The organism is Pseudomonas sp. RW409, assembly GCF_003184125.1.
Taxonomy (GTDB): Bacteria; Pseudomonadota; Gammaproteobacteria; order Pseudomonadales; family Pseudomonadaceae; genus Aquipseudomonas; species Aquipseudomonas chlororaphis_I.
On the sequence record NZ_QHHP01000004.1, the window covers coordinates 452,961 to 469,666 of the forward strand.

Below are 16,706 nucleotides of genomic sequence, written 5' to 3' on the forward strand. Positions count from 1 at the left end.
CAGTCAGGTCTGCTGACGGTTCGCTACAATAGTTCAGATGTGCTGGAAGCTAACCTCCTTTCTGAGAGCGGAAAGCGGTTGTTTGAGATGTTTGTTTACGGTCTGCTGGGTTCGCCAGAAGATAAGTCACCGCCACGGCTGGTCAGTGCGCGCGTGCCATCACCGATTCACTTCATGGATAAACCGGACAATGTGATCTCATTGGTTAATCTGGAAACCGTGCGTCAGGTTAGCCGCGATATTGGACAGTATCTCGATCCTTTGCGCTTTCGCTCTAACTTCTACATCGACGGTGTCCCGGCCTGGCGGGAGTTCGATTGGGTGGGGGGAGCACTTGCCATTGGTGATGCTGTATTTCAGGTAGACCGGAGGAATGCGCGATGCGCCGCCACTAACGTTAATCCGCGAACAGCGACACGAGACATTGGCCTTCCGTCGGCGCTACGTCGGCTCTATGGGCACACGGATCTTGGAGTCTATCTCATCGCAAATAACAGCGTCCGTGTACGCTGTGGTGACAGCGTTTATCAGATAGGGCATTCAGACTGAGAGTACGAAGAGCACAGGCCAGCTACCTCCCAACGTCTTGTGCAGTAGCATAACTGCGGTAGTAGCGCCGACAGTGTAGTGGTCAACTAACCTCGGACACGACCGATTCAACGTATTCGGGATATCCAGCCGTTCGGCCGTTGCTCGTTTGTACGCATGAGAGCCTGGTTATTTGCTCACAAGCTCAAGTTCGCGCATTAAGCTACGTGCCTTGAACCGGCCCAGTGGCTCACCGTCTTCACGCATCATCGACAAGATGCTGCGGCTGTCCGCAACACTGCGACTTGTGTGAACAGTTCATTGATGCGACTGCGCAGCCGAAGCCGCTCAATATCAGGAGTCTGGCGTCTGGGACGCTGGGCGGTGGGTAACTTCAACCACCTTGCACAGCCAATCAACCAGCTCGTGAACGCTCAGCTGGCCAATCAGCGCGAACGCTTACGATCTTCCGATATCAAGAGCGAAGTAGATTTTTTAATGTTGCTGCCCGAGGTGTTCATGGGCAATACGGCGGAAGAAAGGTTAGCACTACTGTTTGGAGGTCAGGCGCAGCGCCAGGTAGTACTGAGGTGTTCTGCCTGGCCTGCGTGCCGTATCAGTGCGGCTGCAATCCGCTGAAGAAACGGCTGAAGATATCTTCGCCTTCGACCGGCTCACTGCCTGCGATCATCGCCAGTGCCAAACCCAGCGCCGAACTGTGCGCTGTATGGCCGCTGCCCCCGTCGGCTCGCAGGTCGAGCACCAGGGTCGGGCAACAGAACAGCGCCAGACGCATGACCCGCTCCCAATCCGTCGGTAGCCAATGCCTGTCACGTAGCGCGGCCAACAGCGGTTGCCAGTAATGACGGCTTTTGCTCTCCAGGAACGTGCTGCGCAACGGCGTCAGCTGCCAGTTGTGCTCGACGATCAGTTGTTCGCCCTTGATGCTGGCCGTTACGTGAAACTGACTGGCGACCCGCGTTGGCTCGTAGAGCCACACCGGATGAGCAAAGATGTTGTGGAACGTCGCCTTGATTTCTGCCAGCAGCGCCGGGATCTGGCGACCGGCGAAGGCAGGGTCGAAACTCACCAGACGCGGAGCCTGGCCGCTGACTTTCTCGTACCAGATATTGGCGTTATGCGCGTCGCCGTGGGCAGTGACCACACCATGATCGGCCAGCCGCTGCGGGGCTAAACGCTGGCCGCTCTCGGCAAACAACTCGCCGAGCGAAGACGCATAAGTTACGCCATTGATCGTCCAGCGCAGATCCTTGAGTTGATCCCACTCGACCACAGTGCCTGGGAAAACAAAGGTTTTACCGACGTAGGCGCGCTCGACACGACCGCCAAAACCGGGAACATTATTGGCCGATACCAGGCGGTGATGAAACAGCTGATGTATCGGTTCCCGGCAGACCGCGTCCGCATCTCCTGGCCCCAGAGTGCGCAGTACGCCGGCCAGTCCATCGTGATCGTATTGGCGCTGGGCCTCGACGACCTGAGACATTTCATTCCAGGCCTGGCGCTCCTCGATGTCACGACAGACGTCGGCTAGACGCAGGTTGTCGCGCAAGGTGTAGAACAGGATCTGCCGGCCCGGTTCGCCGCATGCAAACAGGGGCACGTCAACTCGATAACCCGTATCGCGTAGCAGTTCGGCGTTGTAGTACTCCTCAATGGTTTTATCCTCGCCTTCTTCATTGTGGTACTTGAAGAACAGCTGACGCGCATCGCTTAGGGTGACGCGCCCGTTGAGAGAGTTGAGGCTGTACTGATCTCGATTGATGATCAGATCTGTCGCGGTGACTCCGATCACCTCATCGACCAGTTGCATGAGCTTGGCGCGCGCTCCAGCCCAATCGCCCTGACGGGCGAGTGTCCGGGCCTGTGCGGCGAGTGGTTCGGGAGTAGGGGGCATGAAGGTGTTCCTCATTGAAAAGTGGGGGCAATGATGAGAGGGGGGGGCAAGGACGCGTGCAGGTGTTGACTGTCTCTGGGTTCAGATACTCGCCAGGTAGCCACCGTCGACATACAGCACTTGCCCGGTGATGTAGCTGGCCGCGGACGAACAGAGGAACACTGCGGCGCCGGCCAGGTCGCGCAGTTCACCGAAGCGCCCGAGCGGGATCTTTGCCTGCATCTGCTCGCGCCAGCCGGCATCCTGATAGAACTCATCGGTTAAATCGGTATGGAAATAGCCAGGGCCGATGGCGTTGACACGAATGCCGGACGCAGCCCATTCGGCAGACAGGGCCCGGGTCATGCCAAGTAGCCCGGATTTGGAAGCACCATAGGCGGTGGCACCCGGCACGCCGACTTCGCTGGTCAGCGAGCACAGGTTGAGGATGCAACCGCCACGCACCATCATCGCTTTCGCTGCATTCTGCGCACAGAAAAAGCTACCCTTGAGGTTGGTGTCGACGATCCGGTCCCAGGTCACCTCGTCCAACTCCAGGGCTGGTTTGATCTGCTCGACTCCGGCATTGTTGAGCAGAATGTCGATTCGGCCTTCGCGCTGCAGTAATTGCTCGAATGCGGCAGTGCGAGACTGTGCATCGGTGACATCCAGGTACAGCGTCGAACACGTTCCGCCAGCGGCTTCAATGGTCGCAGCCACCTCAAGCATGGCTGCCTGGTCGCGAGCGGCCAGCACCACCCTGGCTCCTGCTTCGGCCAATGCGATGGCGAGCGTCCGCCCTATGCCTCGCGACGCGCCTGTGACCAACGCCACTTGCCCATTCAGGGAAAAACCTCGCATCAGGTTGCTCATGACCCAATCCTCAGGGTTTGATAATGGTTTTCAAGGCTCCAGCGTTACCGCATGGAAGGTCGCGGTAGGCGCCAAGCCCCTGTTCCAGTGAGATCGGTTCGCTGATCAAGGCCTGTAACTTCGCAGACAGGCGAGGCAGCAGTTCGAGGGCCTGATGTTGTTCGTCGCGAAAGACGCTGCAGCCCAGCAGATCGATTTCGCGCTCGACCAATTGATTGATATTCAGGTTCGCGGCGCCATGAAACAGCCCGACCAGCGCGATACGCCCGCCAGATGCCACATTGGCGATCAACTGCTCAAGGACCACTGGCGAGCCGGTTGCTTCGATGCACCAGCGCGGTTCGCGACCGTCACAGGCCTTGCGGACTTGCTCAGCATTAAAGGCTACCGGTTGCACCCCCACCACTTCACGCAACAGGTCTGCTCGAGCCACATTGCGCTCGACCAGCAGTACCGGATGCTCGCCTAGTTCGCGCAACAATAATGCTGCGAGCCCGCCGATGGTTCCGCCTCCGGCGATTAGCACCGGTTCGCCGGGGGCGGCCGCCAACCGGTTGACCACTCGCAGGGCTACCCCCAGCGGCTCAGCCAGAGCGGCAATTTCGTCGGATACACCGGCCGGCACCTTCAGCAGGCGATGAGCTGGCTGAACACTTTGTTCGGCAAAACCGCCATCGCAGACCTCGCCGACGAAACCCAATTGCCGGCACAGGTTGCCTGCGCCATCCAGGCAGTGATCGCACTCGCCGCAGATGGCCCGAGAATCCACTACCACCCGTTCGCCGAGGGCAAAACCCTCTACGTCCTGACCCAGAGCAATAATCTCGGCGCAGAACTCATGGCCCGGGGTGACTGGCAGTTGCGAAATCCACTGACCGGTCTGGTAGTTGTGAAGATCGGAGCCGCAGATCCCCGCTGCACGCACCGCCAAACGCACAAAGCCCGCCGGAGGGGGCGCCGGCTCGGCGACCTCCTCGAAACGCAAGTCGCCCTTGCCGTAAAACCTTATCGCTCGCATATATGCTCCTTGAAAGCCTCAGGTGTGGAAGGGCGTGCCTTCAGTCACTGGGCACCCGCAACTCAGGAGCGAGCCTTGAGGATTTCAAGGCGCAACGGCGACACCGCCAACGCATGTGCACTGAAGCCTTCGTAGATGGCAAAGCCATGAGCCTTGTCGGCCAGCGGCTGGTAGCCGGCGTGAGTCACATAGCCAACTGAGATACGTTTCATGTAGTCGAACACTGAGAGCGGCCCGGCGGTTTTCGCCGCACCGTTGGTTGGCAATACCGCGTTCGGGCCAAGGACGAAGTTGCCTAGGGTCACGGGGGTGTAGTTACCCAGCAGAATCTCCCCGGCGTTGCGAATCCGGCCCAGTACTGCCATGGGCTCTTCGGCAAGAATCTCCAAGTGCTCGGGGGCGTATTGGTTGACGAATTCGATCGACGTGGCGAAATCTTTGGTCAGGACGATCCCGCCGTGCTCGCCACATAGAACGCTTTGCGAGAACTCGGCACGTTTCGGCTCTAGCCTGGCCCAAAGCCCAGGTAGTGCAGCCATGGCCGCTTCAGCGACTGTACGGCTATGAGTGACCAGGTAGGCCGATGAATCAGGGCCGTGTTCGGACTCAATGATCAAATCCAGTGCGGCCAGTTCGCCATTGGCGGTTTCATCTGCGAGGATCAGGCTTTCGCTCGGGCCGGCAGGCACGCCGGGGTCGATCAAACCGGACAATTGCCGCTTGGCAGCCACTACCCAAGGGCTGCCGGGGCCAACAATCTTCAGGCACTTGGGCACACTTTCGGTGCCATAGGCCACGGCTGCAACACCCTGAGCGCCACCGCATTTGTAGACTTCTCGGATACCAACCAGACGTGCCGCCACCAGGGTCGCATCGTCTACCTTGCCATCCGGACCGGGTGGGGTGATTACCACCGGCCGCGGTACGCCAGCGACCACTGCGGGTATCGCCGTCATCAACAAGACGCTGGGAAACGACCCCTTACCGCGTGGCACGTAACATGCGACCGAATCAATGGCCACGTGCCGATCGCCGGCGAATGCACCCGGCTGCATTTCCTTGAGCCACATCTCTTCAGGCTTCTGCGCTTCGTGGAACGCACGGATGTTTTCGGCGGCATATTTGATTGACTCGATCACCTTTGGGTCCATGCGGGTGAAGGCCGCTTCGAACTCACTCTCTTCGGCGCGGATCACCATCTGCTCAGCGCTGACTTTGTCGAACTCCTTGGCAAACCGTTGCAAGGCGGCATCGCCTTCGCGTCGCACGGCCTCGATGATCGGCTTGACCTTTTCGATGAAGAACGCAAGGTCGGCTTCGGTGCGTTGAAACAGCTCGGGGGGCAACTCACTGGACGCGCTGAGGTCATGGAAAGTTGGTTGTTTCATGGGGGTTCCTCGTAGGTGCAAGGCCACGCGGAGGTGGCGGACTGAGAAGGTCATGCAGATTCAACAGTGTCTTCACGAATCGAGCGCAGCACTTGTCGTTGCAAAGAGATGAAATCGGGGCTGGTGCTCATGTCTTCGTGACGCGGGCGGGGCAGCGAGACTTCGTAGGTGCTTTTGACAGTGCCGGGGCCCATCACGACGATGCGGTCGGAAAGGTAAACGGCTTCCTCTACGTCATGGGTGACGAACATGACCGTGAGGCGATGGGTTTCCCAGACCTGGGTCAGCAGCTCCTGCATTTGCCGGCGGGTCATGGCGTCCAATGCACCGAAAGGTTCGTCCATCAAGAGGATTTTCGGTCGGTAGGATAAGGCGCGGGCAATCGCCACTCGCTGCTTCATACCCCCCGAAAGCTCGTTCGGGTAAGCCTGAGCCGCGTGGTTCAGATTGACCTGCGTCAGGTGCTCATCGGCAAGCGCGCGGCAATCACTGGCGCTGTATCCGGCGGCCTTGAGGGCGAACTCGACGTTTTCTCGAGCGGTCAGCCAGGGCAGTAGGGTGTAGGACTGAAACACCACGCCGCGATCCATGCCGGCGCCGCTGATCGCAACGCCGTCGACGCAGACCGAACCATCGTCATAGTCCTCCAGTCCGGCGGCGATGGAGAGCAGGGTGCTTTTGCCGCAGCCGGAGGTGCCGACGATGGACACGAATTCGTTGTCGGCCAGGGTCAGGTTGATTCCCTTGAGCACCAGTCTAGATTGCTTGGCGCTGTAGAAACTCTTGGTCAACCCATTGATCTGCAGGGTGCTCATGGGCGCCTCCGGTTGTAGCGAAAGAGGATTTTCTCGGCGGCGCGCATGGCTTGATCGGTGACCAGCCCGAGAACCCCGAGCAGCAGGATGTAGCCGATGATCGTGTCGGTCTGGAAGAAGCGCTGTGACACGGTGATGCGATAACCTAGGCCTGAAGTGGATGCCACCAGTTCAGCCAGCACTAACCAGGTCCATGCCCAGCCAAGGCTGATACGCAGGGCGTCCCAGATGCCCGGAAAGGCGCTCGGCAGGACAATCTTCAAGAGAATGCGACGGTCCGCCATGCCCAGTGTTCGGCCCAGGCCGATGAAATCTGCTGGGACCCGTTTGACGGCATCCATCACCATCAACACTTGTTGGAAGAAGGTGCCCAGCCAGATGATCAGGAATTTTTGGAAGTCGCCGGTACCGCTCCAGAGAATGCTCAGCGGCACAAAGGCCACCACCGGCATGTAGCGGACGAAGTCCACCAGAGGTTCGAACGAGGCCTTCCAGAAACCGTAACAACCGGCCAGAACTCCAATCACGATTGACATCAGTGAGGAGACCAGAAAGGCGACAGCGATCCGATAGAGACTGACCTTCAAATCTGCCCATAAGGTGCCATCGGCGGCCAGCTTGCTCAGACGTAAGCCAACTGCTTCAGGGGTTGGCAGGAAGATCGGCGATACCAACCCCAGTCCACTGGCCAGCCACCAGGAGCAGGCCAGCAAAAGGAACACGCTAGCGGCGATGGCGATATAGCCGGCTCGCCCTGGCTGGCGACCAATTACGAACAGGTTCCCGCGCTTGCGGCGCGACACGATGGTCGGGGGGGTAGGCCTATCGTGTTTTGCTGTATCCACGTAACCCATTGAAACTCCGTACCGCTTTCAATTGACCAGCAGCATTCGACTGCCGCTGGTGGGTAATGCACTGGACGCCGGCGATGACGGTCGGCTGCCGATGTGCGATGACGTTCGCGTTGGGGATCACACCTTGGCGCGGTTACTTGAGGGCTTCGACGAACCGCGCATCGATTGTTTTGGTTGCGTCAACCGGCTGCTGTATCAAGCCGGCAGCAGTGGCTGACTTCAAGATGTGTGCAAAGGTCTCATGACTGAAACCTTGAGTGAGTTGTGCCTGGTTATCGGCAAGGCTGTAGAAGTGCACACCGTCGAAGGCGCTGGCCAGATCTGTGGCGGTCGAGCCGACGGCTTGAGCAATCACTGCGCGGTCGGCCTGAGTATTGTTCTGGTAATGACTAAGCGCTGCGTCCCAGGCTTTGATCATCGCCAGCACTTGTCCGGGCCGCTCTTCTAGCACCGAGTCACGTACCACCAGCACATCACTGATAATGCCTGGGTCGTCTTTGCCGCTGTAGAGCACATTGACTTTGGCATTCTGCTGTTTGGCGGCACTCAGGTAAGGTTCATACGTCACCGCAACCGGTACTTTGCCGGCGATCAGCGCTGCACCAGCAGTACTTGCCGGCATAGGGACTGGCTGGATGTCGCTCCAGAGCATGCCAGCCGAAGCTAGTGCGCTATGCAGCAGAATGTCGCTGGTAGTGCCTTCCTCGAACGCAACCTGCTTGCCCTTGAGCTCTTTGAGCGATTTGATCTCTGGCGCGGCAATGATCGCGTCGGCGGTCATGCTCTGATCGAGCATCAGTACGATTTTCACTGGAAGACCGGCCGCAACCATGCCCATGGCGGTATGGGTAGCGATGGTGGCCGCATCGATCTGCCCGCTGGCAAGGGCGGCGTTGATGTCTTTGTCCTCACTGAAGTTCACGATGCTGACGGTTTCCAGACCCTGTTTGCGGTACAGGTCGTGGGCTGCGGCGACATGCAGTTGGCCATACCCGAGCCAAGGTTCTACTCCGATTTTGAACGTGCCGGGTTCGGCTTTCATACCGGCGCTTGGTTGAGCAGCCACTGCTACACCGGCCGCCATCAAAGCGCAGGCTCCCAGAAGATTTCGCATGCCGTTCTTGAATCGCTCACTCATGACGTTTCTCGCTTGTTTGAGAGGATAGGTTCTGCTCGACTGACCGTGCAGCAGGTCAATCTCGTCCATTCATTACCGATCGGACGGGGCATAGAAGCGCGCTCGGTCGAGCCGTACTGACTGGTATATACAGGTATGCAGGTAGCGTGCCTATTTTTGCTTTCTCATCGCTCGATTGCTCAAGACTCTCTCTGCTGCAAGGGGCTTGAGACGTCGCCGGAGCTGGAATTACATCGTTGGTTATCCCTAGGCGCCTCTAAAATGTGCATGGAGTGCACCCGAAGATCCGTAGGAGGGCATGAGTTGGACAGGGTGCCCGAGGAAAGGAACTGCGAAAGAGGGAGCGCCTGCGCATCAGAATGCGATTTGCTTTGCTGTATAGACAGGCTTCGGAGTGCTGCCCCCCAAAAAAAAGAACCAACGCAGACAAACCTAGCGTCGGTCGAAAGCGATCCTTTACCGATCACGTTATCAGTAATCGTGGCTGAGACTCAGCTGTCGCGGTGAGCACCATTCATCGGCAGACGACTGCCGAGGCGATAGCGCGACGAGGGGTGAGTTAGCCGAACGTAGGTGACGATTTTGTTCTGGCTCCAAGTGCGACGTACTAGGACCAGGCAGGGTTCATTGGCGTCGATCTGCATGTGCTTGCTTTCGTCGCTGCCGGGGTGGCCTGCTTCGACGATATGTTCCATCTCATCAGGCCGGATGACCTGCAACAGATACCGCGCCGGTTGTAGTTGCTCACCAAATTCTTGCTGCAGGAAGTTCGGCACCAGTTCGGGATTGACGTAGCGATCCTCGAACTGCACCGGCACGCCTTCTTCGCTGTGCACGCAAATCAGGTGAAAAACCGACGAACCCGTGGGCAGCGCCAGGGCGGCGGCCACCGGCATCGAGGCCGCTTCGCGACCCAGGTGCAGCACACGGCAGCTGTAGCTGTGCCCGCGCGCGATGATTTCGTCAGCGATATTGGTGATGCGCAGCAGGTTCGATTGCGGTTTGCTTTCAGCGACGAACGTCCCGACGCCGGAGATCCGCACCAAATGGCCTTCCTCGGTCAGCTCGCGCAAGGCCCGATTGACGGTCATGCGCGAAATGCCCAGCTCTTGCACCAGGCGATTTTCCGACGGGATCAGGTCTCCGGGCTTCCATTCACCGCTGCGCAGCTTGTCTTGCACAAAGTCCTTCGCACGCTGATAGAGGGCTTGCGGTGCATTTTTGATCATGGGTCAGTCCACGCCTTTTTGAGCGGCAAGAACACTTGCCAGGGCTTTGAGAAAAAGGTCGTTATCCTCACAGCTACCGATGGACACACGCAAGTACTGTGTATACCCGTCTTCACGCCAGGGTTTGAGGATGACGCCCTTGCGCAGCAAGGCCTGATTGATGGTTTCGGCCGGATAGGGCGTGCTGAAGTACAGGAAGTTGGCCATCGATGGCGCCGGGCTCAATCCCATGTTTTGCAGGGCAATCACCATGTGCTGCCGCTCGTGGGCGACATGGGCGAGGGTGACCTGCAAATGCTCTTCGTCCGCCAGTGCTGCAATGGCCGCGGCCTGGGCCACGCGATTGATGTTGAACGGGGTGCGTAGACGGTCGATCAGGTCGGCCAGCAAAGGATCGCTGACGATGCCATAGCCGATGCGCAACCCGGCCAGGGAATACGCCTTGGAGAAAGTCCGCAGCAGGATGAACGGCTTGCCACTGGCCTGAATCAATCCGAGGCAATCGGGGTAATCCGCCTCGAAATCGGCGTATTCGTAATAGGCCTCGTCGAATACCAGCAAACATTGCGCCGGCAGCGCTGCCAATAACTGTTGCAACTCGTCGGCGTCGAGGGTGCAGCCAACCGGGTTTGAGGGGCAGGAGAACATCAACAGCCGGGTCTTCGGCGTCAGCGCCGCAATCATCGCTGGCACGTCGAAGCGACCCTCATCCGTCATCGGCACCCCTGACACCAGGGCTCCGGCGGCGAGGGGGTAAATGAAGTGCAGACCGAACGACGGCACTACCGTGACCACTTCATCGCCGTGGTCCAGAAACACGCGGCTGATAATACTTAGCAAATCTTCCGAACCATTGCCGAACACCAGGTGATTGCCCGGTACGCCGAGCTTTGCCGACAGCGCCGCGCGTAATTCCAGGCAACTGGCATCCGGGTAGAGGGCGATGCTGGAACAGGCTTTGACCATGGCGGCTGCCACCGCAGGCGCCGGACCCAAGGGGTTTTCGTTGCTGCCCAGCTTGGCCACGCGGGTCAGGCCGAAACACTGGCGTACGGCTTCGGAGCTGAGGCCGGCGTTGTAGCTGGCGAGATCGCGCACTTGGGGGCGTGCAAGGAGTTGCAGTTCAGCAGCGTTCATACCAGAGAAACCTCTTTGTTGTCCTGCCAGAAGGCATTGCGATCCAGATAGTTCTGCAGAAATTGCTGCAGGCGCTGGTGTTCGGAGTTGTGGAATATCTGCTGCGGCGTATCCTGGGTGACCACTTGGCCCTGGTCGAGGAACACAACCGAATCAGCGACCTGCGCGGCGAAGCCCATCTCATGAGTGACCACCACCATGGTCATGCCTTCTTTGGCCAAGGTCTTCATGACCTGCAAGACTTCGCCCACCAGTTCCGGGTCGAGCGCCGAGGTCGGCTCATCGAACAACATGATGTGCGGCTCCATCGCCAATGCCCGAGCGATGGCCACGCGCTGTTGCTGACCACCGGAGAGCTGGATCGGATAGACATCGGCCTTGTGCGCCAGACCGACTTTGTCGAGCATCGCCATGGCCCGCTGACGGGCTTCGGTCGTCGATAACTTGCGCACCCGCAGCAGGGCTTCGCTGACATTGCCCAGCGCCGTCATGTGCGGCCACAGGTTGAATTGCTGGAAAACCATGCCGACATTACGCCGAACCTGATTGATCTGCGCTTGCGGCGCGCGTTTGCGACCCTTGCCGTTATCCGGCACAAAGCCGAGCAACTGGCCTTCGACATAGATTTCCCCTTCGTCATACTCTTCGAGGAACGCCATGCTGCGCAGCAGGGTGCTTTTGCCCGAACCGGAAGGCCCGATCAGGCATACCACTTCGGAGTGTCGGACCTGTAGATCGATGCCTTTGAGTACACGCAGGGTGCCGAAGCTCTTGCCGACATTGTGCAGGCGCAGCATAGGTTGCTGGTCGCCGGGGAGTTGCTCGGGAGTCTTCATGGGGTCACCTTGTTTCGGGGCAATGGGTTTCAAGTGGTGTTGTAGGTCATTCATTGCGGTTGTCTGCTCATAAAGCCCCCGACCTTTGTTTCCAGGTACATGCCCAGGCGCGAACAGAGTTCGACCAGTAGCAAGTAGCCGATACACAGCACCAGCAGGGTTTCGACGAAAGCGAAGGTTTGCGAGCCGATACCGGTCATGACCATCGTCAGTTCCGGGATGGTGATGATCGACAGGACCGCAGTTTCCTTGCACAAAATCGTCACTAGATTGACCAGCGCCGGCAGGATGATCACCAGCATCTGCGGCAACTGAATGCGCAGGATGCATTGCCAGCGTGTAATCCCCAGACAGTCGGCGGCTTCCAGTTGACCGCGGGCCACCGACTCGAAGCCGGTGCGGAAGATCTCCGCAAAGTAGACACTGCCATAAATACCCAACCCCAGAACCCCGGCCGGAATCGGCTCCAGGCTGAGGCCGAAGGACGGCCCGCCGTAGTACACCAGGAACAGCTGGACCAGAAACGGCGTGCTGCGGATCACTTCGATGAACACCCGCAGCGGCGCCCGGATCAGGTTGTTGCCAAACAGCTGAGCCACGGCAATCAGCAAGCCGAGGAACAAACCGAGCACGACGCCGGCGGACCAGGTGCCGAGGGTGACCGCAAAGCCTTGGGCGATGTCATCGAGGTGTTCGGTGATGATCCGGTGATCGAAGATCATGAGCGTTGCTCCTTCATGCGTCGCTCCAGCAGACCGCCGCAGAACGCCAGGGGAATGTTGATCAGGCAATAGAAGCCGGCGAGCATCAGGTAGTTCTGAACAAACAGGTAATCGCTGGCCGCCAGGTTCTGCGCGGTGCGGGTCAGGTCAGCGAGGCCGACCACCGACACCAGCGAAGACGCCTTGATCAGCAAGATCATTTCGTTGACCAGCGCTGGCAACGTCAGGCGCACGGCTTGCGGCACGCGAATACGGATCAGCATTTGCCCGGTGCTCATGCCAAGCAGCCCGGCGGCCTCCAACTGACCATCGGGTATGGCGAGGAAGCCACCGCGCAGGATCTCGGCGATGTAGGCCCCGGCACACAACGACAGGCTGATGATGGCGGCGGTCAGAGGCGACACGTTCGGCAAGCCGACGCGAGGCAGGAAGTAATAGACGAACAGTAATTGCACCAGCAGCGGAATGCCGCGGAACACAAAGATATAGCCGCCACCCAGGCGCCGGAACAGCGGCACCGGCGATAGGCGCAGGCTGGCGACGATGATGCCGATGAAAAATCCGATCACCAGGGCCGCGGTGGAGACCTCAAGGGTCACCAGCAGGCTGGTCAGCAGCAGCGGCAGGTTCTGCAAAAATAAAGGCAAATCGAACATCGTGGCGACTCCAGCTCAGTTGACCGCCGGCCAGGGTCGGCCGGCGATCAGGAGCTCCAAGGGCAGGCGGATTTACCAGGTCGGGGTGAAGTCGGCTTTTGGTACATCCATCTCGGCACCCAGCCATTTCTTTTGCAGCGCGGCAAGGCGACCGTCCTCGTGCATTTTCAGCAGGGCGCTATCAAGGGCCGCGATCAGGCTTTTGGCGTCGTCATCCTTGCGGCCAAGGTAGGCGAAGTAGGATTTCTTGCCGAACGGCGGCAGGATCACCTTGAAGGCTTTGCTGCGCTCAGCGGCGACGTAGGAGATGTTAGGCAGCGAGTTGGCAACGGCAACGATGCGCTTGGCCGCGAGGTCGGCGTAGGCTTGGTTGTTGTCGACGTATTCGCGGATCGTGACTTTCTCCGGAAGGGTGGCGGTGAAGGTCTTGAGTTCTTCGAGTTGCGCCGAGCCTTTACCCGCACCTACGGCCTTGCCGGCAATGTCTTGTGGTTTGGTGATGGTGGTGTCGCTGGCGCCGACCATCAAGGCTACGGTGGCTTCGGCGATAGGCAGCATGAAGTGATAACGCTCTTTACGGGCCTGGGTCACGATGATGGGACCGGCAACCATGTCGAATTTCTTCGCTTCAAGCCCTGGTAATACGCTTGGCCATGGCAGGTCGATGAACTTCACCTTGACCCCCAACTCCTTGCCCAACTGATCGAACAACTCGGCGTTCAGGCCTTTCTGTTTACCGTTATCGGTGAAATCGAAAGGCGCAAATTGCAGCTCGGTACCCACCACCAGTTCACCGGTTTTTTTTACCTCCGCCAGTTGATCGGCGTGTGCAGCCAGGGACGCGACAGTCAGGGTCATAGCGAGGCACATGACGTTGAATCGTTTACTGAAAAGAGAATCGAGTTGCATGGTGTCACTCCTTCAGGGGATACGGCGAGGTTGGGTGTGAGTCCTGCGGTGATTCAGAAGGACAACAGCAGTTAACGTGCCACTCCGGTATATACAGGCCCTCAGCCGAGGATTTTTCCCGGATTGAGAATGCCGTTGGGGTCGAAGCAATCCTTGAGTTGGCGCATCACGGCGAGGGCTTCGGGGCCGACCGAGTGATGAAGAAACTCGCACTTGAGCAGGCCGATGCCATGCTCGGCAGAGACCGAGCCGCCCAATTCACCGACGGCGCTGTAAACCAGATCTTCGATGTCGAGAATCGGCGCTGGCTGCGGCAACGACACGCAGTCAACGGTCAGGTGCAGGTTGCTGTCACCGATGTGTCCGAAATAGACGCTGTGATTGCCCGGCCAGCGCTCGTCCAATCTTGCGCGACAGCGTTCGACGAAGTCGCCGATCAGGCCGATCGGCAGGCTGACGTCGAAATTCAACGGGATCATGCGGGTCGGAAACTCACCAGTGGCTTCACGGATTTTCCAGAGCCCCCGAGCCTGGCTCTGGGAGCTGGCGAGTACCGCATCGAGTACCTCGCCGGCGCCAAACGCTTCTTCCAGCGACGCTTCGAGCTGTTCCTGCGAACCGGCAGACTCAAGCAGCACATACAGCGGGTAGTCCATCGATAGCGGCGCTGTCGCGTTTTCCAGCCAGCTCACCCCGAGTCGAAAGAAGTCCTGCCACATCAATTCATAGGCTTGCGGCGTGCCGACGCTGCGCTGAATCCGCCGCAGCAGGCTGACGGCGCTGGCGTAGTTGGGCAGGGCGCAGAGCAGGGTGTTGGTCGGCCCGGGTTGCGGCGCGAGTTTCAACACCGCGCGGGTAACGATGCCCAAGGTGCCTTCACTGCCGATGAAGCACTGTTTCAGGTCATAACCGCAGTTGTTCTTGATCATCTTGTTGCGCAAATCGAGCACCCGGCCATCGGCCAGGACCACTTCCAGCCCGAGCACCAGGTCACGGGTCATGCCATAGCGAATCACCGCGTTGCCGCCGGCATTGGTGGCGATGTTGCCGCCGATCTGGCACGAGCCGCGTGCCCCCAGATCCAGCGGGAAAACGAAACCGGCGTTGAGCGCGGCTTGCTGGATCTCTTCCAGCGTGGTGCCGGCCCACACGCTGATGGTGGCTGCCGCCGGGTCGATCTCTTCGATGCCACGCAGGCGTTCCAGGGACAGCGCGATGTTGCTGGCCCGAGGCACCGCACCACCGGCCAACCCGGTCATGCCCCCTTGGGGAACCACCGCTTGCCCGGCGACATTGCAGATGCGCAGGGCGCTGGCGACCTGGGCCGTGGTGCGCGGTAACAGCAGCGCCGCGGGGCAGGCCGGGGCGTGGCCGGTCCAGTCGCTGTAGTGACGTTGACTGATATCGGCGCCAGTGATTACCGCGTCGTCACCGAGTGCCTGACACAACTGTTCGAGGGTGTGTTGTAGATCGTTCATCAGCTCAACTCACGGTCGGGGAACGAGGAGGAGGTCGTGATTAGGGCACGACAGTCGAGTTGTTTCAGGTCAGGAGTGCCAAGTAAGGACAAGGCCAGGCGCAGTTCTTGCGCCAGCAGGTCGAGGGCGTGGCCTGCGCCTGCCTGTCCGCCGATGGCGACTCCATAAAGCGTAGATCGCCCTAGCAGCACCGCATCGGCTCCGAGTGCGCAGGCTTTGAGAATGTCAGTGCCGCGACGGACACCGCTGTCGAGCAACAGAGCCAGTTTGCCTTTGGCCACGGCGGCAACCGCTGGCAGGCAGTCGAGGCTGGCGGGAACTCCGTCCAGTTGCCGGCCACCATGGTTGCTCACCACCAAACCATCGAGCCCGAGGGCTACGGCTTTCTCGGCATCCGCCGGGTGCAGCACGCCCTTGAGCAGCAATCGATGGGGCCAACGTTCACGTAATCGGGCCAGGGCATCCCAGTCGAGCCCGCTGTCCATCTGGCTACCGATAAACTGCGCGGCGCCTTCGATGGTGCGTTGTTCGGTCGGCAGATAGCGTTCGATGTTGCCTAGGTTCGGCAGACCATGTGGCCAAAGCGCCTGGGCCATCCAGCGCGGATGACGCAGTACGTCGAGCTTGTTGCGCAGGCTTAGTTGCCGGGGCCGGACAAAATTGCGCCGGTCCCATTCGCGGTTGCCCAACAGCACCGCATCGCTGGTCAATAGAAGGGTTTTGCAACCAACCGCGTGGGCGCGTTGCAACAAGTCTTCTCGGACGGAAGGATCACGCAGGCAATACAGCTGAAACCAGAGATTGACCTCCGGCACTGCTGCCACCAATTGTTCAAGGGAACTGGTGGACACGGTACTCAAGGTGAAGGGCAGGCCACGCGCCGTTGCGGCCCGGGCCAATTGAATATCGGCGTCGCGGTACAGCATCGCGTTGTAGCCGGTGGGACCAATCGCCATCGGCAGCGGCAGGTCTCGCCCCAACAGCGAGCACCGGGTTTGCGTGGCCGAGCAGGGCACCAATGTGCGAGGCAGCAGCGCGAGGTCTGCGAAGGCCTGGCGGTTACGCCGCAACGTCCATTCTTCTTCGGCGCCACCCTCCAGGTATTCCCAGGCGAAATGCGGCAAGCGCCGACGAGCCATGACCGCCAGCTCGGCAATGCTCTGTGTCCGGTGAACATCCAACCCTGAATAATAGCGACGCATGGCGATCCCCTAATGTGAGTATGGCG

General features: G+C 59.5%; 16 protein-coding genes and 1 pseudogene. 1 reads left to right on the plus strand and 16 read right to left on the minus strand.

Annotated features, from left to right (window positions below):
- Positions 1-549: MOSC domain-containing protein (locus tag DK261_RS04665; protein WP_218278168.1), on the plus strand; the 549-nt coding region annotated here is incomplete at its 5' end.
- Positions 550-648: 99 nt separating this feature from the next.
- Here DK261_RS04665 and DK261_RS33460 read toward each other — a convergent pair.
- The 16 genes and pseudogenes from DK261_RS33460 to DK261_RS04740 all read right to left on the minus strand — a co-directional run.
- A pseudogene (locus DK261_RS33460) lies at positions 649-1,023 on the minus strand (IS3 family transposase); the annotation flags it as partial.
- 121 nt (positions 1,024-1,144) lie between these two features.
- Positions 1,145-2,446: a hypothetical protein gene (locus DK261_RS04670; RefSeq protein ID WP_197678105.1), complete on the minus strand. Its 1,302-nt coding sequence runs from the start codon at positions 2,444-2,446 to the stop codon at positions 1,145-1,147.
- Positions 2,447-2,527: 81 nt separating this feature from the next.
- A complete protein-coding gene (locus tag DK261_RS04675) occupies positions 2,528-3,298 on the minus strand; it encodes an SDR family NAD(P)-dependent oxidoreductase (RefSeq protein ID WP_197678106.1) in 771 nt (256 codons plus the stop codon).
- 10 nt (positions 3,299-3,308) lie between these two features.
- Complete coding sequence (locus DK261_RS04680) at positions 3,309-4,283, minus strand: zinc-binding dehydrogenase (protein WP_218278169.1); 975 nt, start codon at positions 4,281-4,283, stop codon at positions 3,309-3,311.
- Positions 4,284-4,378: 95 nt separating this feature from the next.
- Positions 4,379-5,704: a histidinol dehydrogenase gene (gene hisD, locus DK261_RS04685; protein ID WP_081360981.1), complete on the minus strand. Its 1,326-nt coding sequence runs from the start codon at positions 5,702-5,704 to the stop codon at positions 4,379-4,381.
- 50 nt (positions 5,705-5,754) lie between these two features.
- Positions 5,755-6,519, minus strand: a complete 765-nt coding sequence (locus tag DK261_RS04690; protein ID WP_081360982.1) for an ABC transporter ATP-binding protein — start codon at positions 6,517-6,519, stop codon at positions 5,755-5,757.
- Positions 6,516-7,373 (minus strand): ABC transporter permease, encoded by an 858-nt coding sequence (locus tag DK261_RS04695; protein ID WP_081360984.1) that lies wholly within the window; start codon positions 7,371-7,373, stop codon positions 6,516-6,518. The genes DK261_RS04690 and DK261_RS04695 overlap by 4 nt, the downstream gene beginning before the upstream one ends.
- 133 nt (positions 7,374-7,506) lie before the next feature.
- Positions 7,507-8,580 (minus strand): ABC transporter substrate-binding protein, encoded by a 1,074-nt coding sequence (locus tag DK261_RS04700; RefSeq protein WP_232000886.1) that lies wholly within the window; start codon positions 8,578-8,580, stop codon positions 7,507-7,509.
- 422 nt (positions 8,581-9,002) lie between these two features.
- A complete protein-coding gene (hutC, locus tag DK261_RS04705; protein WP_110175340.1) occupies positions 9,003-9,740 on the minus strand; it encodes a histidine utilization repressor in 738 nt (245 codons plus the stop codon).
- 3 nt (positions 9,741-9,743) lie between these two features.
- The gene (gene hisC, locus DK261_RS04710) at positions 9,744-10,877 is read right to left on the minus strand and encodes a histidinol-phosphate transaminase (RefSeq protein ID WP_110175341.1); all 1,134 of its coding nucleotides are present in this window, start codon (positions 10,875-10,877) and stop codon (positions 9,744-9,746) included.
- Positions 10,874-11,713 (minus strand): amino acid ABC transporter ATP-binding protein, encoded by an 840-nt coding sequence (locus DK261_RS04715; RefSeq protein ID WP_279634581.1) that lies wholly within the window; start codon positions 11,711-11,713, stop codon positions 10,874-10,876. Before DK261_RS04715 ends, hisC begins: the two co-directional genes overlap by 4 nt.
- Positions 11,714-11,763: 50 nt before the next feature.
- A complete protein-coding gene (locus DK261_RS04720) occupies positions 11,764-12,435 on the minus strand; it encodes an amino acid ABC transporter permease (RefSeq protein ID WP_081360987.1) in 672 nt (223 codons plus the stop codon).
- Positions 12,432-13,091 carry an amino acid ABC transporter permease gene (locus DK261_RS04725; protein WP_081360988.1) on the minus strand — a complete coding sequence of 220 codons (660 nt, stop codon included), beginning with the start codon at positions 13,089-13,091 and terminating at the stop codon, positions 12,432-12,434. Before DK261_RS04725 ends, DK261_RS04720 begins: the two co-directional genes overlap by 4 nt.
- 72 nt (positions 13,092-13,163) lie before the next feature.
- A complete protein-coding gene (locus DK261_RS04730; RefSeq protein WP_232000887.1) occupies positions 13,164-13,949 on the minus strand; it encodes a transporter substrate-binding domain-containing protein in 786 nt (261 codons plus the stop codon).
- A gap of 152 nt (positions 13,950-14,101) precedes the next feature.
- A complete protein-coding gene (locus DK261_RS04735; RefSeq protein ID WP_081360992.1) occupies positions 14,102-15,478 on the minus strand; it encodes an FAD-binding oxidoreductase in 1,377 nt (458 codons plus the stop codon).
- Positions 15,478-16,680: an alpha-hydroxy acid oxidase gene (locus DK261_RS04740; RefSeq protein WP_081360994.1), complete on the minus strand. Its 1,203-nt coding sequence runs from the start codon at positions 16,678-16,680 to the stop codon at positions 15,478-15,480. Before DK261_RS04740 ends, DK261_RS04735 begins: the two co-directional genes overlap by 1 nt.
- Between the last annotated feature and the right edge of the window lie 26 nt (positions 16,681-16,706).

Bases quoted from the DNA above. Each gene is read 5' to 3' on its own strand.
- DK261_RS04670 (WP_197678105.1), bottom strand. From the start codon at position 2,446: ATGCCCCCTACTCCCGAACCACTCGCCGCACAGGCCCGGACACTCGCC.
- DK261_RS04675 (WP_197678106.1), bottom strand. From the start codon at position 3,298: ATGAGCAACCTGATGCGAGGTTTTTCCCTGAATGGGCAAGTGGCGTTG.
- hisD (WP_081360981.1), bottom strand. From the start codon at position 5,704: ATGAAACAACCAACTTTCCATGACCTCAGCGCGTCCAGTGAGTTGCCC.
- DK261_RS04690 (WP_081360982.1), bottom strand. From the start codon at position 6,519: ATGAGCACCCTGCAGATCAATGGGTTGACCAAGAGTTTCTACAGCGCC.
- DK261_RS04695 (WP_081360984.1), bottom strand. From the start codon at position 7,373: ATGGGTTACGTGGATACAGCAAAACACGATAGGCCTACCCCCCCGACC.
- DK261_RS04700 (WP_232000886.1), bottom strand. From the start codon at position 8,580: ATGGACGAGATTGACCTGCTGCACGGTCAGTCGAGCAGAACCTATCCT.
- hutC (WP_110175340.1), bottom strand. From the start codon at position 9,740: ATGATCAAAAATGCACCGCAAGCCCTCTATCAGCGTGCGAAGGACTTT.
- hisC (WP_110175341.1), bottom strand. From the start codon at position 10,877: ATGAACGCTGCTGAACTGCAACTCCTTGCACGCCCCCAAGTGCGCGAT.
- DK261_RS04715 (WP_279634581.1), bottom strand. From the start codon at position 11,713: ATGAAGACTCCCGAGCAACTCCCCGGCGACCAGCAACCTATGCTGCGC.
- DK261_RS04720 (WP_081360987.1), bottom strand. From the start codon at position 12,435: ATGATCTTCGATCACCGGATCATCACCGAACACCTCGATGACATCGCC.
- DK261_RS04725 (WP_081360988.1), bottom strand. From the start codon at position 13,091: ATGTTCGATTTGCCTTTATTTTTGCAGAACCTGCCGCTGCTGCTGACC.
- DK261_RS04730 (WP_232000887.1), bottom strand. From the start codon at position 13,949: ATGACCCTGACTGTCGCGTCCCTGGCTGCACACGCCGATCAACTGGCG.
- DK261_RS04735 (WP_081360992.1), bottom strand. From the start codon at position 15,478: ATGAACGATCTACAACACACCCTCGAACAGTTGTGTCAGGCACTCGGT.
- DK261_RS04740 (WP_081360994.1), bottom strand. From the start codon at position 16,680: ATGCGTCGCTATTATTCAGGGTTGGATGTTCACCGGACACAGAGCATT.